This window comes from Brevibacterium atlanticum, assembly GCF_011617245.1.
GTDB lineage: Bacteria > Actinomycetota > Actinomycetes > Actinomycetales > Brevibacteriaceae > Brevibacterium > Brevibacterium atlanticum.
In genome coordinates this window covers 3,700,477-3,722,208 of sequence record NZ_CP050152.1, presented here as the reverse complement: position 1 = coordinate 3,722,208, position 21,732 = coordinate 3,700,477, and the positions used below count along the sequence as shown (strand labels likewise).

Below are 21,732 nucleotides of genomic sequence, written 5' to 3'. Positions count from 1 at the left end.
GGGAATCAGATGGGTCGAGATAGAACTTTCAGCAGTCGCGAGTTGATGAATAGACGGTCTCTGCCCACTTTGACAGTGTCCAACATCGACTGAGACACGAGCTCATTCAGCCATTTGGAAGCAGTTGGTCGAGAGACCTGCCCACGTTCGATGACATCGACGATTCGGCAATAGGGGCGCTCGAACAACAGGTCGAGCACGTCGGAGTTCGCGCCGATTGCAGTCTTCGTCTTCATTTCGGAGCGGAAATCGTCTTGAAGCCCTTGGACCTTGTCGATGAGATCAAGCGTCAGGTTTGCTGTCTGGCGGACTGCTTCGAGCATGAAGAGAATCCACTCTTCCCACGCAGAGTCTCTCGTGACCGCGAGCAGAAGTCGGTAATACTCATTTTTGTTTTCGATGATGTATCGGGAAAGATACAGCACCGGTTCCCGCAGCAGTTCGGATTCGATCAGCATGAGGATGTTGAGAATTCTTCCGGTCCGACCGTTCCCATCGGGGAATGGGTGAATGGCTTCGAAATGGTAGTGAGCTGCCGCCATGACCACCAGAGGGTCGAGCTTGTGGTCCCCGTGCACAAAGCGTTCCCAGTCATCGAGTTTATCGGCGATGACGCTGGGACCGTCCGGTGGAGTGTACCGAATGGTGTGTGCGATTGGGTCTCCGATGAATGTGCCGGGAAGATCGCGGATGCGCATGTCCCGGCCGCTGAGGCTCGAACAGACCTGTGTCGCAGTGATGGTGGACAAAGGGCGAGAATCCAGTGCCTCGATCCCCGTGTACAGTGCAGTTCTGTAGCGAAGTGTCTCGCGTGTTGCAGGGTTGGCATGGGCACTCTCTACCGAGGCAAGTTGGAACAGCTCGTCGGTAGTCGTCACGATGTTCTCGATTTCCGAGCTCGCCTGCGCTTCAAGCAGCGTGACCGCGTTGAGCAGTATCGACGGATTGGGTAGGCGGTGGATTGCCTGGTCGAGCGCGGCCAGGCCGGCTCGTGCCTCTGTCGTCGCCTTGAGGACCTCGCGGGATTCGAGCTTCTCAATCGGTGGTTCTCGCAGTTGATTGTATGGCTCAGTCGGTGTCCACATATGACAAGTCTATTGCCAGGTTCAGGGAACGTGTAAAAAATTGGCCGAATTTTTTACACGTTTCGGAGATATGGAAAATCGCTTGTCATGTTCTTCAGGGTCGATCGAGTGCAGGTGCGGACGTTCCGGCGGGCCACCTCGGCGAGGTTGCTCCCGCGTATTCCCGCAGGCGAGCGTGAGGAATCGGACAGCCTCGGTGCGGGTGTGCGGGGCTAGACTGAGGGCGAGGTCAAGGCCCCATCGCGGGCAGCCCCGCCGGGTACCGTGGCAGTGCCCCGGCGTTCGTGTTTCAACGGAAGGAAGTCAATGCCCACCGTCGCAAGAAACATCGTCGATACCCTCGTCGCCAGCGGAGTCAAGCGCGTCTACGGCATCCCGGGAGACTCGCTCAATGGCTTCACCGATGCGCTGCGAGTCAATCCGCAACTGGAATGGGTGCATGTCCGCCATGAGGAAGCCGCCTCCTTCGCCGCCAGCGGTGAAGCTGCGCTCACCGGTGAACTCGCTGTCTGTGCGGGCAGCTGCGGTCCGGGCAACCTCCACCTCATCAACGGACTCTACGACGCCCAGCGCTCTCGTGTGCCCGTCCTCGCCATCGCCGCGCACATCCCAAGCGACGAGATCGGCTCGAACTACTTCCAGGAGACCCACCCGACCGAGGTGTTCCGCGAGTGCAGCGTCTACGTCGAACATGTCGCCCACGCCGATCAGATGCCGCGTTTGCTGCGCATCGCCATGCGCGAGGCGATCGAGAAGCGCGGCGTCGCCGTCCTCGTCATCCCCGGTGACATCGGCCTGTCCGAGATCGATGCCGCCGCCGAGGTGGTTAAGGGCTACCCGTCGCACATAATCCCGGCCGAATCCCAGATCGAGGCCGCGGCGAAGGCGCTCAATAAGGGCAAGAAGACGACGATCCTCGCTGGTGCCGGCACCGAGGGTGCCCACGACGAGCTGCTCGCAATCGCCGAGAAGCTGCAGGCGCCGATCGTCCATTCGCTGCGCGGCAAGGAGTTCGTCGAGTACGACAACCCCTACGATGTGGGCATGACAGGCCTGCTCGGATTCTCCTCCGGGTACGCCGCGCTCAAGGACTGCGACACCCTGCTCATGCTCGGCACCGACCTGCCCTACCAGCAGTTCTACCCCGAGGACGCGACCGTCATCCAGGTCGATGTACGCGGCTCCCAGATCGGGCGGCGCACGAAAGTCGACATCCCGCTCGTCGGCACGGTCGCCGACACCGTCGAGGCCCTGCTGCCGCAGATCAAACCCAACCGCAGCAGCACGCATCTCAAGGCGATGACCAAGCACTATGCGAAGACCCGCAAGGATCTCGACGAGCTCGCGACCCCGTCGAAGCGGACCATCCACCCGCAGTACCTGACCCGGCTCATCGACGAGATGGCCGATGACGATGCGGTCTTCGTCCCCGACGTCGGATCGCCGGTGGTGTGGGCGGCCCGTTACCTGACGATGAACGGCAAGCGCCGCCTCATCGGCTCCTTCAGCCACGGTTCGATGGCCAACGCGCTGTCGCAGAGCGTCGGCGTGCAGTCGGCGTTCGACAGCCGGCTGACCATTGCCCTCGCCGGCGACGGTGGACTGTCCATGCTGCTCGGTGAGCTCATCACGCTCACGCAGAACAAGCTGCCGGTGAAGACGGTCGTGTACAACAACTCCTCGCTCAACTTCGTCGAGCTGGAGATGAAGGCCGCCGGCTTCGTCACCTTCGGCACCGACCTGGCCAACCCCGACTTCTCCGCCATCGCCGAGGCGGTCGGGATCAAGGGCTTCCGTGTCGAGAAGTCCAAGGACCTGCCGAAGGTGGTCAAGGAGTTCCTCGCCTACGACGGACCCGCTGTCCTCGACGTTGTCACCGAACGCCAGGAGCTGTCGATGCCGCCGTCGATCACCGTCGAACAGGCCAAGGGCTTCGCCCTCTACGCCATCCGCACGGTGCTCTCGGGTAAGGGCGACGAGCTCGTCGACCTCGCCCGGACGAACTTCCGCCAGCTGTTCTGAGGCTGGGGTTCGGGCAGGCCCGGGGTCATGAGCGAGCTAGGTGTGGCGAAAAGTCTGGAATCCACGGAGATCCCAGACCTTTCGCCACACCTAACCGGCTGGTAAGCAGGGGAGAGGGTCAGAAGACCCCTGAGCCCGCTTCGCGGCCCCACTTTCGACTTCCCGCCTCAGCCGAGCGAGTACGGCGCCAGCGCCTGCGCGGTGACGAGGGCCGCGGTCATGGCCTCGTGGCCTTTGTCCTCCTGGGCGCCCTCCAGTCCGGCGCGGTCGAGTCCCTGCTGTTCGGTGTCGCAGGTGAGCACGCCGAAGCCCACGGGTGTGCCGGAGTCGATGGCCACCCGGTTGAGGCCGTCGGTGGCGGCCTGGCAGACATAGTCGAAGTGGGGGGTGCCGCCGCGGATGACGACGCCGAGAGCGACCACCGCGTCGAAGTGCGGGGCCAGCCGGGCTGCGGCGACGGGCAGTTCGAAGCTGCCGGGCACGCGGATGAGGGTGGCGTCGGCACCGGCCTCGGCGGCGGCGCGTTGGGCCCCGTCGACGAGTCCGTCCATGATCTGGGTATGCCAGGAAGCGGCGACGATGGCGACGCGCAGGTCGGCGGCATCGACGGTGAGCTCGGGTGCTCCGGAGTGGGCCATGATGGTGTCCTTTGTTCTGGGCTCGGAAGAGCCGGTGGTGGCGATTCGGGTGGGCCGAATGCGTCCGTGGTGCGAAGTTGTCGTTGATTCGAGTCCGTGCGCCGGTGTACACAGAATCGGCGCACGGCCGTAAGGGAAGCCGCCGCCTCAGCTGGCGACGGCCCCGGCGGAATCTTTGCGAGAGGAATCCCCGCCGGCGGAGTCTATGCCGGAAGCCGGCGTGCCCGTCACAGACGGCAGCGTCAGCGCATGGTGCATGCGTTCGCGCTTCGTCGCCAGGTAGTGCGTGTTCTCCGGACGCGCCGCGACCTCGAGCGGCACGACCGCCTCGACGGCAATGCCCAGTTCCTCAACGGCCGCGGTCTTCGCCGGATTGTTCGTCAGCAGGCGGATCCGCGTGAGCCCGAGCGAGCGCAGAATCGACGCGGCGGCCCGGTAGTCGCGCGCGTCATCGGCGAATCCGAGGTCGAGATTCGCATCCACGGTGTCCCGTCCCTGATCCTGCAGAGCGTAGGCGCGCAGCTTGTTGCTCAGCCCGATCCCGCGCCCCTCATGCCCGGTGAGATAGATGACCGCCCCGCCGTGCTCGGTGATGAGGTCGAGCGCCCGGTCGAGCTGCTCCCCGCAGTCACACCGGTGCGAACCGAAGACATCCCCGGTCAGGCACTCCGAATGCACCCGCACGAGCGGAGCGGGTCCGTCGACAGTCGAATCGAGAGACCCCGCGAACACGCCGAGGTGGTCGTGCCCGTCGATCGTGAATGCGCGCGCCCGCAGGCTCCCGTGCTCCGAGGGCAGAGGAACCTCGGCCGTGGTGGTCAGGGGCTCGTCGCCCGAGGTCGAAAGAGCGGAGGAGGGCGCCGAGGAGCCGGCCGCTGAGGAGTCAGCCGGGGATCCGGTCGCAGACGATCCCACCGAGGCAGCCGTCGAGGCAACCGCCGCCGACGTCGCGCCGACCGTCTCCGCGGACTCGCCGCGCGCATCCCGCTCCTCCAGGTACGCGATGAGCTGCTCGATCGAGACCATGACCAGCCCATGGGCATCGGCGAAGTCGCGGACCGCATCGAAGCGCATCATCGATCCGTCGTCGTAGACCACCTCGCCGATCATCGCCACCGGCTGGGCGCCGGCCAGACGCGCGAACTCCACCCCCGCCTCGGTGTGGCCGGGACGTTCGCGGACTCCGCCGTCCTTCGCGATGAGCGGGAACACGTGACCAGGCCGCGAGATCGCCGTCGGGACCGGATCGGCGGCGGCGAGCACCCGCCCGGTCTGCGCGCGTTCGGCGGCGCTGATCCCGGTGGTCACGCCCACGGCATCGCAGCTGACGGTATACGCGGTGCCCTTGGGGTCTTCGTTGTCGAGAACCATCGGCGGCAGCTGCAGCGCGGCGGCGCGGTCGCCGGTCATCGGGGCGCAGATGACGCCCGAAGTGTACCGGACGAAGAAGCCCATCGTGTCCGCGTCGGCGAACTCGGCGGCCATGATGAGGTCGCCTTCGTTCTCTCGGTCCTCATCGTCGACGACGAGGATGGGCCTGCCCGCGGCGAAGGCGGCAATCGCCTTCTCGATCGGGTCGAGGCGGCTGGCGTGAGCGAGAGAATCAGTCATGATCGGCTCCTTGCTGTGTGCGATTGTGCGTCGGCGTTGATGAGTTCGCCGAGGTGGGGCCGGGGTCGGCGGGGACCCCGGAGTCGGTCTGGGCGTCGTCGCCGACGCGGAAGGACAGGAGGCGCGCGGTGTACTTCGCGAGCACGTCGACCTCGATGTTCACGGCCGCGCCGACCTCGAGTTCGCCGAACGTCGTGTGGGCCAGGGTGGCCGGGATGAGTCCGACCTCGACCCAGGCGGCTTCCTCGCTGGGTTCGGACACCGCGGTCAGAGTCAGGGACACTCCGTTGAGGGCGATGGATCCCTTGACCGCAGTCAGCGGAGCGAGCTCGGTGGGGATCGCGATGCGCAGCGTCGACCAGTCGGCGCGGTCGATGCGGTCGACGAGTTCGCCGCGTCCGTCGACGTGGCCCTGGACGACGTGGCCGTCGAAGCGCCCCGAGGCGGGGATGCAGCGTTCGAGGTTGACCCGGTCTCCCGTGGTCAGGGTGCCCAGCCCCGTCAGGCGCAGGGTCTCGCCCATCACCTCGGCGGTGAAGTGACCCGGATTCGCCGAGGCGGCCCTCCGTGTCGAGGTCAGGCAGACTCCGTTGACGGCGAGGGATCCGCCGAGGTCGAGATCGGCGACGAGTTCGCCCGCGTCGATGGTGATCACGGCCGAGTCGTTCGTGTGGTCGATGGCCTCGACGGTGCCGAGTCCTTCGATGATTCCGGTGAACATGTGCCTCCGTAGTGTTTCAGTGGTGAGTGGTGGTCCGCGGGTTCTCCGTGGCGAAGTGGAGCAGAAAGTCAGGACCGAGGCGAGAGACTGCGGGCACCTCGGTGTCGTCGGGGACCAGTCGCAGGGCATCGCTGAGAGTGGCGATGTCGAGGCCCTCGACGCTGCGACGGCCCGGCCCGATGAGCAGGGGCGCCTGATAGCAGAAGACTTCGTCGACCACTCCGGCTGAGAAGAAGGACCCGAGGATGCGCGGTCCTCCTTCGACGAGGACGTGCCGCACACCCTCGGCGAACAGACGGTCGAGCGCTTCGCCCACGTCATGTGTGCGCAGCTGCAGGGTGTCGGGGTTGAGTGCGAGGAAGGACTCGGCCGGCAGCTCCGATGTGCCGAGTACGACGGGTCGAGGCTGGTGCGGCAGAGCTGACCCGTCGGCGCCGCGGGCATTGAGCCGGGGATCGTCGGCCAACGCCGTACCCGTGCCGACGAGGATGGCATCGACGCGGGAGCGGACCTCATGGGCGTGCGCCCGAGACTCGGCCGAGGTGATCCACCGGCTCGTTCCGTCGGCGGCGGCGACACCGCCGTCAAGACTCTGCGCGATCTTCACCGTGATGAAGGGGCGGGACTCGGCGGTGGCGGCTGCCCACCGGTCGTTGAGGGCGCGGGAGTCCTCCCGGTGCAGGCCCGAACGGACGCTCAGCCCCGCCTCGGCGAGGGTCTGCCCGCCGCCGGCGGCCACCGGATTCGGGTCGTCGGCGGCGAAGACGACGGAGGGGATCTCGGCGTTGATGATCGCCTCGGTGCACGGCCCGGTCCGCCCCTGGTGGGAGCAGGGCTCGAGCGTGACGAACAGCGTCGAGGCGGCCAGATCGATGTCGAGGTCGTGGGCGGTGGTGATGACGTCCACCTCGGCGTGGGCAGTGCCGGCGCCGGCGTGATGGCCGGTCACGATCTGCCCATCTGCGGTCAGTATTGCGGCGCCCACCAGCGGATTCGCCCCACGGACGCCCTCGCGGGCAGCCTCGAGGGCGGCGGTCATCGCCGTGGATTCGAGTTCGGTGAACTCCGCTGGGGCCGTGAACTCCGCGCCCATGAAAAAACCTCCCGAGCCGTCGCCGGGAGGGAGGATATTGCGGGTGCAACCATCAGGGTGTCTCGGATGCGTGCGACGGTGCGGTCGAATGCACCGAAACACAGCGGCCGAGGCCACCATGCTCCTCCCATCCAGACTCTGACTGTCGGTTTCGGAATCTCACCGAATCAACCGCCTGCACGAATGCGAGCGGGTCGCGGACTATGACCGCCGGTACGGAATTTCACCGTCCCCGGAACATGTGAGGCCAGGTTAGCACGACCATCGCCGAGGTGGTGGTGGCGTCCGTCACATGCTGACACACGTGGGTGGGGTCGGGGAGTTTCGGACGTGCGACTGGAGGGGATGCGGGGTGGGAGCGGTTGCGAAACTGCATAACCTGGGTATATAAATGAGTTATGGATGATGTGAATTCGGCAGAGCTCGTCTCGCGACTCGTCGTCGTGTCCTCTCGCCTGACCAGAGCGTTTCGACGCGTGATCGGCAACGAGAGTTCCTTGGCGGCCCTGCGGGCGCTCGCCGTCGTCGAGCAGTATCAGCCTGTTCGCGTCGGCCATTTCGCGCAAGGGTATCTGAGCTCGCAGCCGGCGGCGACGAAACTCCTCGCGCGACTCGAGGAAGCCGGACTCGTGCTCCGAGAGGCGAGTCCGACCGACGGGCGGGCGTCGCAGTTCTCGCTCACCGACGCCGGACGGGAGCGACTGGCCGAGAACCGTTCGATCATGATCGACCAGATGGAGCCCTACTTCGAATCCCTCTCGCCCGAGGAGCGGCTGAGCGTCGATCATGCGCTCGGCCTCGTGTCGGCCTTCCTCAAGGACCGTCACCCGGTCGATGGGATCGACGACGCCGGGCCCCAGAATGCGGTCGGAGACACCGTATTGGACGGCACTGCGTCGGACGGCGCCGGATCCACAGACGTCGAGCCCGCCTGAACCGGGCGCGACAACCACTGAACCACACACTGCACCACAGGAAAGAGGTCGCGGACACCGCATGAGAGCGTCAACAGAGAACGAAACAGCGCCGGACGACGGCGGATCGGCGTCGATTCTGCATCAGCCGCGAGCCGTCTGGGCTGTAGCCTTCGCCGCGGTCATCGCGTTCATGGGCATCGGCCTCGTCGACCCGATCCTGCCCGCGATCTCGGCCGAACTCGACGCCACGCCCGCCCAGTCGATGCTGCTGTTCACCAGCTACCTGTTCATCACCGGCGGCATGATGTTCTTCACCAGCTACCTGTCCTCGCGCATCGGCGCGAAGACCACGCTGCTCGTCGGTCTCATCCTCATCGTCGCGTTCTCCGCGCTCGCCGGGTTCTCCGGCTCCGTCGACCAGATCATCGGCTTCCGCGCCGGTTGGGGGCTGGGCAACGCGCTCTTCATCTCCACCGCCCTGTCGACGATCGTCGGCGCTGCCTCCGGTGGCGCTGAGAAGGCGATCATCCTCTACGAGGCGGCTCTCGGCGTCGGCATCGCCACCGGCCCGCTGCTCGGTGGACTGCTCGGCGGCATCTCGTGGCGCGGACCGTTCTTCGGCACCGCGGTCCTCATGGCCATCGGCTTCATCGCCATCGTCGTGCTGCTGCCGGGAGGAACGAGTTCGAACGGAGCTTCCGCTGAGCCGATCAAGCTCAGCGCGACCTTCCGCGCACTGGCCCGCCCAGGCGTGGCGGTGCTCGGTGTCTCCGCGCTGATGTACAACTTCGGCTTCTTCATCCTGCTCGCCTACAGCCCGTTCCCCGTCGAGGAGGCTGCCGCGAAGATGGGCATCGAGAACTTCGGCGCCATGGGACTCGGCTACGTGTTCTTCGGCTGGGGCATCTGCGTGGCGATCACCTCGGTGTTCGGCGCTCCCCTGCTGACCAAGCGGATGGGACGTCGTCGCAGCCTCATCGTCACCCTCGTCGCGCTCGCGGTTCTGCTCGGTGTGATGTCGTTCCTCGTCGAATCCCTTACGGGCCTCGTCGTCTGCATCGTCATTGCCGGCATGCTGCTCGGTGTGCTCAACACCGTGTTCACCGAATCGGCCATGGAGGTCAGCGACCTGCCCCGCCCCGTCGCCTCGGGCACCTACTCCGGTGTGCGCTTCGTCGGTGGTGCCGTGGCCCCGATCGTTGCGGGCTCCGTGTCCGAATCGATCAGCGCCGGAGCCCCGTACCTCTTCGGTGCCGGAGTGGTCCTGCTCTCGGTCGTCGTCCTCTCGATCGGCTGGAAGGCGCTGCGCCGCGTCGATGGCCACATCGACGAGACGCCGGTCGACGAAGCCTACGCGCTGACCGGCGGAGACGCCTGAGCACAACCGTTTCGGATCGGCGCCCGAGGAGATACTCCTCGGGCGCCGTCGGCTCATGCGCAGGGTACGTTGGTGCCTGTGTTGCAGATCTGGCACGGGGAAAGTCTGCAGAACAGGGAAGAGTAGTGCAGAATTGATATCGCGCTACCTGCCAAGCGGCTGAGAACTTCCGGTCCGCTGCTGCAGGAAGCTCACGACAGACTCATTCCCGAAAACGAAGGCCATCATGTCCTACGACGCGAACGCAGCATACAACTCAGGGCCCGGAGCTCCCGGCCAAGGAATGCCAGGCGCCGGCGCCCCCGGATACGGCGGACCGGGCTACGGTGGAGCACCGCTCGGTGCGTCCAGCCCCGACGACCTCTCCCTTCCGCTCTATGGTGCGAAGTTCGGTCAGGCGGTCAAGCGCTTCTTCAAGAACTACGCGAAGTTCTCCGGACGCGCCTCGCGCAGCGAGTTCTGGTTCTCCTACCTGTTCCTGATCCTCGCCGGGCTGATTCCCTATATTCTGCTGATCGTCGGAATCGTGATGATGTCGGTTTCGGCGTCTGCGGATCCCTACAATCCGACTCCCTCTGGCGGTGCCATCGCGCTCATGAGCATCGGCGGGATTCTGTTCGCCGTCGTAGTGTTGGGAACGATCCTTCCGCTTATCTCCGTTGCCGCTCGCCGTTTCCATGACGCCGGCTTCTCTGCGCTGCTGCTCCTGATCTGGCTCACGGGGGTCGGCGGAGCCGTCATTCTGGTCCTGTGCCTCATGCCTTCGAAGCCCGAGGGTCAGCGCTTCGACGCCTGAATCTGGCTGGAGCGCTGCGCTCCGCCGCTGACGGCTCCTCGAGCTGCGAGAGTCTCACACCTCGTTGTCGCTAACTCCTGCAGCTGCTCGGGTATCACGCCCCGTCAGCGTCACCTCACACCGTTGCAACGGTATGCAGTGACGCGGACGGGGCGGTTTCGTGCTGTCGGGGCGTTGTGCTGCCAATGGGGCGTTCTGCTGTCCGGCCCTCAGTCGCAGCGCTCCAGGCTCTACGTCGCCGCCGCGATGCTCGGGAACCAGGTGACGATCGCCGGGACGCAGACGAGCAGCACGATGAGGGCGAACTCGATGAACAGATAGGGTACCGCTCCCTTGACGATGTCGCCGATGTCGAGTTCGGGCACGACAGACTTCATCGTGTACAGATTGAGTCCCACGGGAGGCGTGATCACTGCGGTCTCCAGTGTCACGACGAGGATGACACCCACCCAGATCGGATCATAGCCCAGCGCTTCGAAGATCGGCAGGACGATCGGGGTGACCACGAGCAGCAGCGACGCGGCATCGACCAAGCAGCCGAGCAGCGCGATTATGAGCAGGACGATGATGGCGATGAGCGTCGGCGGCAGGCTCAGATCACCCACGGCACCGGTGAGGACCTCGGGGGCGCGAACGACGACGAGGAGCTGGGTGAACGCGAACGCGGCGCCGACGATGATGAGCAGGCTGCCGGAGATCTTCGTCGTCTCCACGAGGATCCTCTTGATGTTCGTCCAGGTCAGCGCCCGGTCGATGAGGCCGACGATGAGGGCAGCACCGATCGCACCGATGGCGGCCGCCTCGGTGGCGGTGGCGATTCCCGTGTAGATCGAACCGAGCACGATGAGGATGAGCACGAGGGCCGGGGCGATCTTCCACAGTGCACTGAGGCGGGTCGACCACGACACGGTTTCAGTCGTTCGCGGAGCCAGATCCTTCTTCAGAGTCGCAGCGAGGACGACGAAGCCCATCATCAGCACGGCCAGCAGCAGCCCGGGAATGAGCCCTCCGGCGAAAAGCTGGCCGACGCTCGCGCCGCTGATGGACGAGTAGAGGATGAACATGAGGCTCGGCGGGATGAGCATCGCCAGCGCGCCAGAGGCGACGACCGATCCGGATGCGAAACCTGGGTTGTACCCGCGTCGCAGCATCTCGGGAACGGCCATGCGACCGACGACCGCCACGGAGGAGATCGAGACTCCCGACATCGCGCCGAAGACCGTCGACGACCCCACCGAGGCCAAAGCGAGGCCGCCGGGGATTCTGGCCAGCCAGGCATGTGCGGCCCGGAAGATCGCCTGCCCCAGGCCGCCGACGGCAAGGATCTCGCCGAGGAGGATATACATGGGCGCTGCGACGAGAGAATAGCTCTCCAGCTGGCTGACGAAGGCGATCGGCACCTGTTCGAGGCCGGCGACCCCTCCGACGAGGAAGAGTCCGAACAGTCCGGAGACGCCGAGGGCGATGAAGATCGGTGTGCGGATGAAGATGAGCGCCAAGAGCAGGATGACGGCCCCGGTGACGACGAGCGCTTCAGTCATCGGCGTCCCCTTTGGTCGGGTTGGTGGAGCCGGTCGGGTGGGTGGAGCTCTGCGCGTTCGCGTCCGTTGCGGCGGAATGAGACTGCCACGGCAAGAGGATGACGACCAGAGCGAGAACGAGCAGCCCGATGGCCAACACCGCATAGTCGATCCACACCGGAAGGTTGAAGCTGCCCGAGGTCTGCAGGCCGGCGACGAGGAAGTTCCCTGCAGCACCGGCCGCCGTGAGGCCGACCACGATGCTGAAGAGCAGGGTCACGGCCGTCGTGACGATGTCAGCGAGCAGTTGTCCGCGCGGGCTGAACTTCCGATAGAAGAGGTCCATGGAGATATGAGACCGGCTCGCCGCGATGTTCGGGATCGCGAACGTCACGATGATGACGAGTCCGAGCATGCTCACCGGCAGGGACCACTCGAGCGGACGTGCGAAGAGGTAGCGCATGATCACGTCGTAGCCGGTGATGAGCATGACGGCGACGATGATGAGTCCGGAGAAGATCCTCATCGCCGCGGTGACACGCACGAGGCCGTCGGCGATCGGTCCGAGGATACGGTTCTCCCGCCTCGGCGAGGTGGTTGCCTGGTCATCGATCGGCCGCTGCCTGTCCCCGGAGCTCATGCCGACCTCACCATCGTCAGTGCGCGGTCGGCCAGTTCGGGATCGCCGACCTTCTTCTTCCACCAGTCGAGGACCGGTTCCGTGGCTTTCCGGAATTTCGCGGTCTGGGCGTTGTCGAGGCTGAGGATGGCGACTCCCGAGTCCTCGATTCGACCGCGGTAGTCCTTCTCGTTCACGGCAACCTCGTGGGCGGTTCCATCCTCGGCCAGTGCCCGACCGCCGGCGACCAGCGCTTCTTGGGTTGCGGCGGGAAGGCTGTCATACCACCGGACATTGGCGTAGGCGTCGACGCTGTAGTCGCCGAAGTGCGCCTCGGTTCCGTATTTGAGCACCTTCTGCAGGTCGCGGGAGATGACGGTGCCCATGTAGCTGACCATGCCGTCGATCGTGCCCCGTTCGAGTGCTTCGTAGAGTTCGGCCGATGACAGGGACACCGGGGAGCCGCCGAGGGCGCGGATCGTCTGCCCCTCGACATGACCGGCCGTGCGGATCCGCAGCCCGCGGACGTCCTCGGGCTTCTCGATCGGGCGGTCGACGGTGAACAGCCATTCGGCCGGCGTCGGCATCGAACCGAGTGAGACGAGTCCACGCGGCCGCAAATGGTCGTTGATCAGGCGCATCAGCGGTCCGTCGAAGGTCAGCGCACGTCGGATCTGGTCGAAGCCATCATTGACGAAGGGGAGTTCGCAGGCGCCGAGGATGGGGTAGCTCGTCGAGACGTAGGAACTCGTCTGCACCACGATATCGGCGACTCCTTGGAGCAGACCGGGGACCGTCTGCTCGGCATTGAGCAGGCTGCCGGAGTCGAAGAGATCGATGCTCACACCCTCGGTCTTCTTCGCGGTGTCGACGAACATCTCGATACCCGGATAGAGATCCTCATATGCCGGGGTGAGAAAGGTGGAGAACCTGATGTCCGACACCGACTGTCCGCCCCTGGTCGCCGAGGTGGTGCCGGCGGTCGTGCAGCCGGCCAGCAGCAGCGGCAGACCCGCCAAAGCGAACAGACCGCGTCGGTCGACGGGTCTGCCGCGCAGGGGACTCGGCGCAGATGGGTCCACGGGGGATCTCCTCCTTGAAATTCTCAGGACCGTGGGCGGGTCGTGACGGGGTCGGGGTCGAGCGCAACGTCCCCGGGCGGCAACGTGCGACGAAAGGACCGGTCAGGTCCATCGAGCCGCCGTCATTCGGCAAGGACGTATGTGCTGAGACTTCCGACCGTCATCGTACTCGGTCGCCTGTTCGCTGCTGACGGCTGTCTGCAGAACGGACTGCTGGCGCTGCTTCGCACCGGTGCACCGGTATGAAGTGTCGCCGGCGAGAGGTGATGACGTCCGGTGTGCGAATAGTCGCCAGTGGTGCGGTCTTCTCTTGGGCCAGATACAGGCTGGAACGACGGTGTGCGATTGCCGACACTTGTGGCTCGTCAATGCCCTTCTATGAGAGAATTCACTGGTGTTACCGAAGGGTAACAAGTCAGAGGCCGACCCGCTCCGCGTCACCCAGACGGCACGGTGCCGTAGTCTGCAGACACGTGGGCGGCGCAGATACGCTCGAATCAGACAAGGTCGACTTGGGCACAGAGGATTGGGAGCCAGGGCAATGGAGAGTACGACGGACACTCTCGCCGAGGATGCCGACACCGACTCGACGGCGATTTCGCTGCAGGGGTGGTCGCTGTCCGGCAAACAGGGCAGCGTCTTCGATGACATCGACCTCGACGTTCCGACCGGTGCCATCGCGATCGTCCGCGGACCCGCGGGCAGCGGCAAGACCTCCCTGCTGCTGTCCCTGGCAGGAAGGATGCAGGTCTCGGAAGGGCAGGGCCGCCTCGGCGAACTGGATATCCGCAAGCAGGCCCGCGCGGTTCGCGGGCAGGTGGCCGTCGGGCACGTTGCCGGGCTGACGGACCTCGAGGACAACTTCACGGTCGCTCAGCACGTGGCCGAACGTCAGATCATGCTGCAGCCTTGGTATAAGCCGTGGGTGTCGAAGTCGTCGCTGCGGGACATCATCAGCCTCATCCGGCAGACCTTCGCTTCGGCCACCGAATTCATCGATGCGCTCCCGGAGGGGACGTTCTCGACCGAGGACGCTCGGGAGGCCGACTTCCTCATCGACGACGACGGTGAGGTGTTCGTCTCGGAGCTGAGCGAGCTGCAGAAGTTCTTCCTCGAATTCGGTCTGGCGAGTCTGAGCCGACCGCCCGTCGTCGTCATTGACAACATCGACTACCTGCGCGAAGCCGCCGACCGGGCTCGCGCCTGGGCCGGACTCCTCATCTATCAGCAGCTGCGGCAGTCATGGGAGCCCGACAACCCGCTGACCGTCATCGTCTCCTGCGAAGACGCCGGCGAATTCGACATCGCCTCACGATCACTCGGCTCCGAGGCCGAACCCGCAGCGGTCATCGAACTCGAGCTGACCGCTCGCCGCCCGAGCCGGCACGGCTCGCGACACTGAACTTCCGACACTGAACTCCCTGCACCACGATCTCGATCCCGAGGAGATTCCCGCATGTTCTCCCTTCCCTGGTTAGAACTCTCACGGTTCAAACGGCACACCATCACGCGCCTGGCGATGGTCGTCATCGCCGTCATCCCAGCCATCTACGGCGGCCTCTATCTGGCCTCGAACTGGAACCCCACGGACAACCTCGACAAGCTGCAGGCGGCAGTCGTCAATGAGGACACCGGGGCAGAGAAGCCGAACTCCGACGGGGAATCCCTGCATGCCGGCGATGAGCTCGTCGATGAGATCACACCGAAGGGCGAGGGCGGCTTCGACTGGACCGAGACCAGCCAGGAGGAGGCCGACGAAGGTCTGGCCGAGGGCAAGTACTTCGCGATCCTCGAGATCCCCAAGGGCTTCTCGAAGAACCTCGTCTCCACCGGCGGCGATGACCCCGAACGGGCAGGACTGCAGCTGCGCACCGACGATGCCCACAACTTCATCGTCGGCCAAGTGGCGAACACCGTGCTCACCGAGATCAAGTCCGGACTGAACAAGACGACCACAGCCGAGTACGTCTCCGAGGTCTACGTCGGCTTCAACGACATCCACTCCCAGACCGAGAAGGCCGCGAAAGGCGCCTCGGACCTCCATGACGGTGCCTCCGAACTCCATGACGGAACCGGCTCGCTCGTCGACGGTACGACGAAGCTCGACAAGGGAGTCGGCACTCTGCAGACCGGGATCATCGACCTCGACGACGGTACCGGAAAACTCGTCAAGGGCAGCGGAGATCTCAAGGACGGTGCCGATACTCTGGCCGACTCCACCACTGAGGCGAAGAACGGTTCGAAGAAGCTCGCCGATGGTGCCGGGCAGGTCGCCGACGGGACGGGGCAGCTCCGCGATGTCGCCGACGATGCCACGGACAAGGCCGACGATCTCAAGAAGAGGGCCGACGACCTCGTCGACGGGACTCGTCCGAAACTCGAGCGGGCCGAAGACGACTTCGAGACCGCTCGCACATCGGTCAACGGCGACGTCGACGACCGAGTCAAGAAGCTGAAGGAGAAGTACCCGGACGATCCCGATGTCGCGAAGCTCGCCGACGATGTCGACACCCTCGGCGGGGACCTCGACGACGCCCACTCCCGGGCGAAGGACGCCAAGGATGAGGCGAAGGACCTCGAGGACCGGGTCAAGGACGCAGTCGATGACGTCATGGGCAAGATCCACGATGCCGATAAGAAGATCGGCCAACTCGACGACGGCGCACAGGAGGTCGCCACAGGTGCGGACGATCTGCACTCGGGGCTGGTCAAGCTCGACGCCGGCGCAGGAAAGCTGGCCAAGGGTGCCGGGGACCTCAATGACGGGATCGTCCAGCTCAAGGACGGGACCGCGAAGGCGAAGACGGGCGTCGGTGACCTCAAGGACGGTTCCTCGCAGCTCGTCGACGGTTCGACGAAGCTCGACAAGGGAGCCGGAAAGCTCGAGGACGGTTCGGGAGACCTGGCCGACGGGCTCGAGGACGGCCTCAAGCAGATCCCGACGTATGACAAGAACGATCGTGAACACCGTTCCGACGTCGTCGCCGTGCCCGTGGATGCGGATAAGGTCAAGGACAATGCCGTCAATGCGTACGGCGAGGGCCTGGCTGCGTTCTTCGTGTCATTGGCGCTGTGGATCGGCGGCATGATCACCTACATGGTGCTCAACGCGATCCCGTACCGGGCATTGGCGTCGTCGGTATCGTCGACGAGGATCGCCTGGGCGGGCTACGTCCCCGGGCTGCTCTTCGGCGCGGCGCAGGTCGCGGTGCTCTACCTCGTGCTCACCTTCGCCCTCGACTTCTCAGCTGGGGCGTGGGTGGGGACTCTGCTGTTCTCGATCCTCGTAGCCGCGTGCTTCCATTCAGTGCATCAATTGTGTGTGGCGGCACTCGGCGGCGTCGGCAGGCTCATCGCGCTCGTCTTGCTGATGATCCAGATCGCCTCGGCAGGAGGGACCTATCCGGTTCAGACGGCGCCGGGCATCTTCCAGGCCATCTCGCCGTTCCTGCCGATGACGCATGCGGTCAACGGGCTGCGTACGCTCATCGCCGGTGGTGACATGTTCATCGCGGCGCAGTCGGCGGTCGTGCTGCTGCTGATGACGCTCATCTGCCTGGCCGCGACCGTCGTGGTGTGTGCGCGTAAGCGGATGGTCACGCTCACCCAGCTCCACCCGAGCCTGAGCTTGTAGGAGGTGGCGGGTCACCTCGGCGGATTGTCTGGTCGATCCACCGTGATCCGAGCGAGGGAATCGTGGCGGATCGACCAAACAACCGGGTGCGAGGCGAGGAATCCGATCCGCTGGCCGAGTTCAGGTCATTCCGTGCGGGAATCGCAGCCTGAAATCCGCACGCATCGTCCGGAACTCCGCTGGGCATCCCGTCTCGCCAGCGCCCCGCCGCATCCTATCCGAGCGCCAGTCGCACGGCGAGGATGACGAGGACGACGGCGATCGCGACGTCGAGGACCTGCCACACACGCGGCCGCGCCAGATACCCCGAGAGCCCGCGGGCACCGTAGCCGATGGCGAGGAACCAGCTCACCGAGCCGAGCATCGCCCCGATCGTGAACGGCCAGACGTTGCCGGGGCCCTGCTGGTTGGCCAGGTTGCCGAGCATGACCACGGTGTCGAGGTAGACCCCGGGGTTGAGAAAGGTGAGCGCGAGCGTGGTGAGGATGATCGAGCGCAGACTGCGCTGTTCGGTGTCGGCCTTGAGTCCGCTCGCCTCCCGTGCAGACTTCAGGCTCGTCCACGCGAACCACAGTAAGTAGGCCACACCCAGCCAGCGCAGCACTTCGAGCGCCCACGGTGCGAGGAGGACGATCGCACCGATGCCCACGGTGCCCGAGCCGATGAGGACAACGTCGGCGAGGATGCAGATCGTGAGCACGACGCCGAGGTGTTCGCGTCGGATGCCCTGGCGCAGGACGAGCGCGTTCTGTGGGCCGACGGCGATGATGAGCGACCAACCGGCGAGCAGACCGGAGACGAGATGAGTGAGCACGGAGGCCACACTATGCTCCGAAACGAATGAAGAAAAACAACAATCTCTTCATGTGATGCAGAATTGCTTCATGAACATCGATCATGTCAAAGCGCTCGCCGCCGTTGTCGACGAGGGGACCGTCGAGGGCGGCGCGTTCGTCCTCGGGATCACCGCCTCGGCGGCGAGTCAGCGCATCCGCGCGCTCGAGTCGAAGCTCGGGCAGGTGCTCATTCGGAGGACGAATCCGATCACCGTCACCGAGGCGGGAACCGCTGTCCTCCGCTATGCTCGCCAGGTCGAGCTGCTCGAGTCCGAAGCCCTCGACCGGCTCCACGGGATCGCCGCTGATGTTCCGGATGGAGCCGGTGTCCGCGACGGGCGGCGAGAGCCGACGGTGCTGCGGATCGGGGTGAACGCCGACTCCCTGGCCACATGGTTCCGGCCCGTCTTCGCCGAGGTGGCGGCCTGGGACGATGTCGTCATCCGCATCGATGTCGTCGACCAGGACAAGGCCCTGCCGCTGCTGACGTCGGGGGAGGTGCTCGGGACGATCACCTCGGCGGAGGCGAGTGCCTACGGCACTCAGGTGCAGCGGCTGGGGTCGATGCGCTATGTTGCGGTGGCCACACGATCACTGCTCGAACGGCACGGGGGAGTGGTCACTACTGGGGATACTCCCCACGCCGAGGTGGATCTTACGACCCTGCCCATGGTGAACTTCGGCCGTGACGACGACCTGCAGTTGAACTTCCTTGCGGCCGCGGGAGTGAAGGGAGTGCCGCCGACTTCAGTGGTGCCGAGCTCGACGGAATTCGCAGCAGCCGTTGCCGTCGGGGTCGGCTGGGGCATGATCCCGATCATGCAGCTGGACGACTTCGGCGATCACCTCGTCCCGATCACTGCCTCACCGGCGGTCGACGTTCCGCTCTATTGGCATCACTGGACGTTGGCCTCGGACAAGCTCTCCCGACTGACCGCGGCGCTGAAGGCGGCAGCCGAGGTGATGCGGTGAGGGGTTATGTGTGATTAGGGTCAAGCGTTGTCCTGTCCGAACTCGGCATAACGTTTCATCGATTCGAGTAATGGGGCGGGTGTCAGCATGAATTGCGGCTCGAGTTCTTCCCACCCGGGTTCCTTCGCCCTCTTGCTGTAGGCGACGTGCGCGGCGTCGATGGGTATTGATTCGTCGTTGCCAAGCCCGTCTTCGCCCATGAGTGAGAGGTGATAGATCCATGTGGAACCGTCTGCTTCGATGTGACGAAATGTCGCTTCGAATACCTGCCGTTCAGCGGGAAGGCTTTCCTGCAGTTCTTCGGGCCTGCTGTTGAGCATGCCCATCCACTCATCGAAGGTGTCTTCTTGGCCGGGGCGAATTCGGGAACGGCTCAATTCGAGGCGCATGCCCTTCGGGACGGATGGAGGCATCGGAAACCCGATGAAGTTTCGTGGGGTGGGGGTGAACGGCATCTGGAATGTCTGTGCATCTTTGGACATGGTTCCAACCTAACGGTTCGGTTCGGTGGGGTACCTGCGAGCGTACTGCAAAGACCTGCCCAGCTGCCTCAGTTCTGAACCAGAATCAGTTGCTCGGCTGATGAAGACTGCGTCCCAGCTGGCGGCCGAGCGTGGACTGCAGAGGCGGGGATTTCGATTGGCGTGGAACCTCGGCCTCGACACCAACCAGCGGATTCTGCATCCGCATCTCCACCTCGTGGGTGGTGCACAGCTGCAGGACATGTTGGCTTGATGTGCCCTCGCGGAATTGACTCGTGGAAGAACCGCCCGGGCTCTTACCAAGCATGTAGCACCAGTGCTACTCTTGACTGATGAATGCAGAGGGAGCGCAGGCCGAAAGTCTTTCGCAACGTGAGCTGCGCAATGAGTCCGGGAGGGTCCTTCGCGCAGTCAGTGAAGGGCAATCGTTCGTGCTGACCAACCGGGGTGTGCCGGTCGGCCGCATCGTGCCTTTAGACGCCCCTGCTCCTCGGCTGACGATCGCTCGACCGGCCAAAAGGGTGGGTGGCTGGACCGTGCGTGATCGCCGGCCGTCGACGGACAACCGCGCCATGACGGAGATCATCGACGAGCTCCGTGAGGAGCGTCTGTGAGCGACCCGTCGATCGTTTACGTTGACACCTCTGCACTCGGGGCCCTTCTTGTGGCTCAAGCGGAGTCCGACGCTCTGGTCGACTGGCTGAATGGAACCTCAGCCGAACTCGTGTCGAGCGACCTACTCGAAACCGAACTGCGTCGGATGGCCGTGCGAGAGGAGCGTGATCAGGCAGAAGTCTCTGTGCTCCTAGGAGGAGTCTCCATCGCAGCTCTCGATCGGGCGGTGTTTCGCTCGGCCGGACTTTTGCCCATGCCGTATCTGCGGAGCCTCGATGCGCTACACCTGGAGGCCGCGCTGCGACTGGACGTCGATGCCCTTCTGACCTATGACAAGCGTCTCGAGGAGGCAGCACGGTCGGTGGGCCTCGAGGTCATCGCTCCTCGCTGACTGGGTGAATCTGTTCCACGGTACTGATCATTCGTCGCGCTCAGCTGAGGAGCTTCTCAATCGTCCACCTGAGCTGCGCGTGTGCGACGTCGACAGTCATGGTCTCCGGCGTGATGATCGAATGCAGGGCGATGCCGTCGATGGTCGTGAAGAGTGCCTTTGCGATCGGAGCCACCTCGTCTGTGGCGATGTGCCCTTCGTCGGCGAGCTGGTTCAGCCATTGGTGCATGCTGTCATAAGTGACCGTGTGCCCGTGCTCGAGGAGTCGCCTTGAAACTGCGCGCGGCTCGGGTCCGAGTGCGCGCAGGTGCATGGAGAACCAGACCTCGAGCTGGATATCCCGATGCTCATGAGTCGGCAGGAACTGAGCGCAGCACTCGTAGAGGCGATCGACGGGATCGATCGACGAATCATCGATCGAGAAGTCATTGATGACGGTGTCGATCGACTTGCGCGCAACCGCCTCGTGGAGATCGGACTGTGTCGGGAAGTAGTGGCGCAACGTTGATGCTCCGACGCCCGCTTCCTGCGCGACCGCGCGCACGCTGAGGTTCGCCTTCCCGGGTTCCGAGCCCTCGGCCAGCCTGATCGCGGCGGCGATGATGTCGTCTCGCTTCGACATTCGTCCTCCCTGCTCCGCCCTTGACAGCTCTAGTTTCGCTCAGTGTATAGTACAACGTACTAGCACGCTGTACTAGCAATCAGGTGCGGCGTTCGAACCATAGAGTGCCCGAACGACCAGAGGCCCCGAGACGAAAGCTGAGCCCCATGATCGAGAGCATCCAGAACTTCGCCGCATCCTTCCCCGACTGGCTGCAGTGGGTGGGTGTCATGCTCGCCTCCGCGATCCCGTTCGTCGAGTCCTACTTCGGTGCGGTCATCGGTGTCGCTATCGGCCTCCACCCTGTTGTCGCTATCCTCGTTGCAGTCATCGGCAACGTCGTCTCGATGCTGATCTTCGTCTATGGAGCAGGAGCGATCCGCGACAAGGCGACGAAGAACAAGGAGGTCGAGGAGAAGCCGAAGCGGCAGCGGCTCAAGCGCATGTTCGACAAGTTCGGCGTACCGGGCGTCTCGCTGCTCGGCCAGACTCTCCTGCCTTCGCAGATCACGTCGTCGGCGATGGTCGGCTTCGGTGCGAATCGCAACGTCGTGGCCTTCTGGCAGATCATCTCGATCATCCTCTGGGGTGTGCTCTTCGGAGTGCTCGCGACCCTGGGCATCGAGCTTGCGCTGCGCTGAGTTCCCGCGGTAAGCGGCGCGGTCGGCGGGCCTCGAGGTCATTTCGCCCCACTGACGGGACGGTTCTGTGACACCCTT

At 64.7% G+C, this 21,732-nt stretch carries 22 protein-coding genes and 1 riboswitch; of the genes, 11 read left to right on the top strand and 11 right to left on the bottom strand.

Annotated elements, in window-relative coordinates:
• Window positions 1-5: 5 nt before the first annotated feature.
• Window positions 6-1,085 carry a Fic family protein gene (locus tag GUY23_RS16570; RefSeq protein ID WP_166974421.1) on the bottom strand — a complete coding sequence of 360 codons (1,080 nt, stop codon included), beginning with the start codon at window positions 1,083-1,085 and terminating at the stop codon, window positions 6-8.
• A gap of 306 nt (window positions 1,086-1,391) precedes the next feature.
• Between GUY23_RS16570 and poxB the strand changes: the two genes are divergently transcribed.
• Window positions 1,392-3,107 (top strand): ubiquinone-dependent pyruvate dehydrogenase, encoded by a 1,716-nt coding sequence (gene poxB, locus GUY23_RS16565; RefSeq protein WP_166974418.1) that lies wholly within the window; start codon window positions 1,392-1,394, stop codon window positions 3,105-3,107.
• A 167-nt stretch (window positions 3,108-3,274) separates the two neighbouring features.
• On the opposite strand, the gene ribH is transcribed toward poxB, so the two are convergent.
• The 4 genes from ribH to ribD form a co-directional block, all read right to left on the bottom strand.
• Window positions 3,275-3,745, bottom strand: coding sequence for a 6,7-dimethyl-8-ribityllumazine synthase (gene ribH / locus GUY23_RS16560; RefSeq protein ID WP_166974415.1), 471 nt, complete (start codon window positions 3,743-3,745; stop codon window positions 3,275-3,277).
• Between the two features lie 147 nt (window positions 3,746-3,892).
• Window positions 3,893-5,356: a GTP cyclohydrolase II gene (gene ribA, locus GUY23_RS16555; RefSeq protein ID WP_166974412.1), complete on the bottom strand. Its 1,464-nt coding sequence runs from the start codon at window positions 5,354-5,356 to the stop codon at window positions 3,893-3,895.
• Complete coding sequence (locus tag GUY23_RS16550; protein ID WP_166974409.1) at window positions 5,349-6,077, bottom strand: riboflavin synthase; 729 nt, start codon at window positions 6,075-6,077, stop codon at window positions 5,349-5,351. Before GUY23_RS16550 ends, ribA begins: the two co-directional genes overlap by 8 nt.
• Before the next feature lie 16 nt (window positions 6,078-6,093).
• Window positions 6,094-7,170 (bottom strand): bifunctional diaminohydroxyphosphoribosylaminopyrimidine deaminase/5-amino-6-(5-phosphoribosylamino)uracil reductase RibD, encoded by a 1,077-nt coding sequence (ribD, locus tag GUY23_RS16545; protein ID WP_228282478.1) that lies wholly within the window; start codon window positions 7,168-7,170, stop codon window positions 6,094-6,096.
• A 115-nt stretch (window positions 7,171-7,285) separates the two neighbouring features.
• Window positions 7,286-7,414, bottom strand: a riboswitch (FMN riboswitch).
• 154 nt (window positions 7,415-7,568) lie between these two features.
• Here ribD and GUY23_RS16540 point away from each other — a divergent pair.
• The 3 genes from GUY23_RS16540 (at window position 7,569) to GUY23_RS16530 (ending at window position 10,261) form a co-directional block, all read left to right on the top strand.
• The gene (locus tag GUY23_RS16540; protein ID WP_166974406.1) at window positions 7,569-8,105 is read left to right on the top strand and encodes a MarR family winged helix-turn-helix transcriptional regulator; all 537 of its coding nucleotides are present in this window, start codon (window positions 7,569-7,571) and stop codon (window positions 8,103-8,105) included.
• 61 nt (window positions 8,106-8,166) lie between these two features.
• Window positions 8,167-9,465: an MFS transporter gene (locus GUY23_RS16535; RefSeq protein ID WP_166974403.1), complete on the top strand. Its 1,299-nt coding sequence runs from the start codon at window positions 8,167-8,169 to the stop codon at window positions 9,463-9,465.
• A gap of 226 nt (window positions 9,466-9,691) precedes the next feature.
• On the top strand, window positions 9,692-10,261 hold the full coding sequence (locus GUY23_RS16530) for a DUF805 domain-containing protein (RefSeq protein WP_166974400.1): 570 nt from the start codon (window positions 9,692-9,694) through the stop codon (window positions 10,259-10,261).
• Window positions 10,262-10,491: 230 nt separating this feature from the next.
• Here GUY23_RS16530 and GUY23_RS16525 read toward each other — a convergent pair whose 3' ends face one another.
• From GUY23_RS16525 to GUY23_RS16515, 3 genes are read right to left on the bottom strand one after another with little or no spacing between them, the layout of a single operon-like run.
• Window positions 10,492-11,802: a TRAP transporter large permease gene (locus tag GUY23_RS16525; protein ID WP_166974397.1), complete on the bottom strand. Its 1,311-nt coding sequence runs from the start codon at window positions 11,800-11,802 to the stop codon at window positions 10,492-10,494.
• Window positions 11,795-12,421, bottom strand: a complete 627-nt coding sequence (locus tag GUY23_RS16520) for a TRAP transporter small permease (RefSeq protein WP_166974394.1) — start codon at window positions 12,419-12,421, stop codon at window positions 11,795-11,797. Before GUY23_RS16520 ends, GUY23_RS16525 begins: the two co-directional genes overlap by 8 nt.
• Complete coding sequence (locus GUY23_RS16515) at window positions 12,418-13,482, bottom strand: TRAP transporter substrate-binding protein (RefSeq protein ID WP_166974391.1); 1,065 nt, start codon at window positions 13,480-13,482, stop codon at window positions 12,418-12,420. The genes GUY23_RS16520 and GUY23_RS16515 overlap by 4 nt, the downstream gene beginning before the upstream one ends.
• A 541-nt stretch (window positions 13,483-14,023) precedes the next feature.
• Here GUY23_RS16515 and GUY23_RS16510 point away from each other — a divergent pair.
• Entirely contained in the window at window positions 14,024-14,884 is an 861-nt protein-coding gene (locus tag GUY23_RS16510; protein WP_166974388.1) for an ATP-binding cassette domain-containing protein, read from the top strand.
• A gap of 54 nt (window positions 14,885-14,938) precedes the next feature.
• On the top strand, window positions 14,939-17,116 hold the full coding sequence (locus GUY23_RS16505; protein WP_166974369.1) for a YhgE/Pip domain-containing protein: 2,178 nt from the start codon (window positions 14,939-14,941) through the stop codon (window positions 17,114-17,116).
• A gap of 214 nt (window positions 17,117-17,330) precedes the next feature.
• Here GUY23_RS16505 and GUY23_RS16500 read toward each other — a convergent pair whose 3' ends face one another.
• The gene (locus tag GUY23_RS16500) at window positions 17,331-17,930 is read right to left on the bottom strand and encodes a LysE/ArgO family amino acid transporter (RefSeq protein ID WP_208085389.1); all 600 of its coding nucleotides are present in this window, start codon (window positions 17,928-17,930) and stop codon (window positions 17,331-17,333) included.
• A gap of 70 nt (window positions 17,931-18,000) precedes the next feature.
• Here GUY23_RS16500 and GUY23_RS16495 point away from each other — a divergent pair, with 70 nt between their 5' ends.
• Window positions 18,001-18,924, top strand: coding sequence for an ArgP/LysG family DNA-binding transcriptional regulator (locus GUY23_RS16495; RefSeq protein WP_166974366.1), 924 nt, complete (start codon window positions 18,001-18,003; stop codon window positions 18,922-18,924).
• Between the two features lie 20 nt (window positions 18,925-18,944).
• Here the strand turns inward: GUY23_RS16495 and GUY23_RS16490 are convergent, their stop codons facing one another.
• Window positions 18,945-19,406: a DUF6176 family protein gene (locus GUY23_RS16490; RefSeq protein WP_228282477.1), complete on the bottom strand. Its 462-nt coding sequence runs from the start codon at window positions 19,404-19,406 to the stop codon at window positions 18,945-18,947.
• 100 nt (window positions 19,407-19,506) lie between these two features.
• Between GUY23_RS16490 and GUY23_RS16485 the strand changes: the two genes are divergently transcribed.
• The 3 genes from GUY23_RS16485 to GUY23_RS16475 all read left to right on the top strand — a co-directional run bounded on the left by GUY23_RS16485 (window position 19,507) and on the right by GUY23_RS16475 (window position 20,412).
• Entirely contained in the window at window positions 19,507-19,659 is a 153-nt protein-coding gene (locus GUY23_RS16485; protein ID WP_166974363.1) for an HIT family protein, read from the top strand.
• Window positions 19,660-19,738: 79 nt separating this feature from the next.
• The gene (locus tag GUY23_RS16480) at window positions 19,739-20,020 is read left to right on the top strand and encodes a type II toxin-antitoxin system Phd/YefM family antitoxin (protein WP_166974360.1); all 282 of its coding nucleotides are present in this window, start codon (window positions 19,739-19,741) and stop codon (window positions 20,018-20,020) included.
• A complete protein-coding gene (locus GUY23_RS16475; protein WP_166974357.1) occupies window positions 20,017-20,412 on the top strand; it encodes a type II toxin-antitoxin system VapC family toxin in 396 nt (131 codons plus the stop codon). The genes GUY23_RS16480 and GUY23_RS16475 overlap by 4 nt, the downstream gene beginning before the upstream one ends.
• 40 nt (window positions 20,413-20,452) lie before the next feature.
• On the opposite strand, the gene GUY23_RS16470 is transcribed toward GUY23_RS16475, so the two are convergent.
• Window positions 20,453-21,034, bottom strand: coding sequence for a TetR/AcrR family transcriptional regulator (locus tag GUY23_RS16470; RefSeq protein WP_166974354.1), 582 nt, complete (start codon window positions 21,032-21,034; stop codon window positions 20,453-20,455).
• Between the two features lie 146 nt (window positions 21,035-21,180).
• On the opposite strand from GUY23_RS16470, the gene GUY23_RS16465 reads away from it, so the two are divergent.
• Window positions 21,181-21,654: a hypothetical protein gene (locus tag GUY23_RS16465; RefSeq protein ID WP_166974351.1), complete on the top strand. Its 474-nt coding sequence runs from the start codon at window positions 21,181-21,183 to the stop codon at window positions 21,652-21,654.
• The last annotated feature ends 78 nt before the right edge of the window (window positions 21,655-21,732 follow it).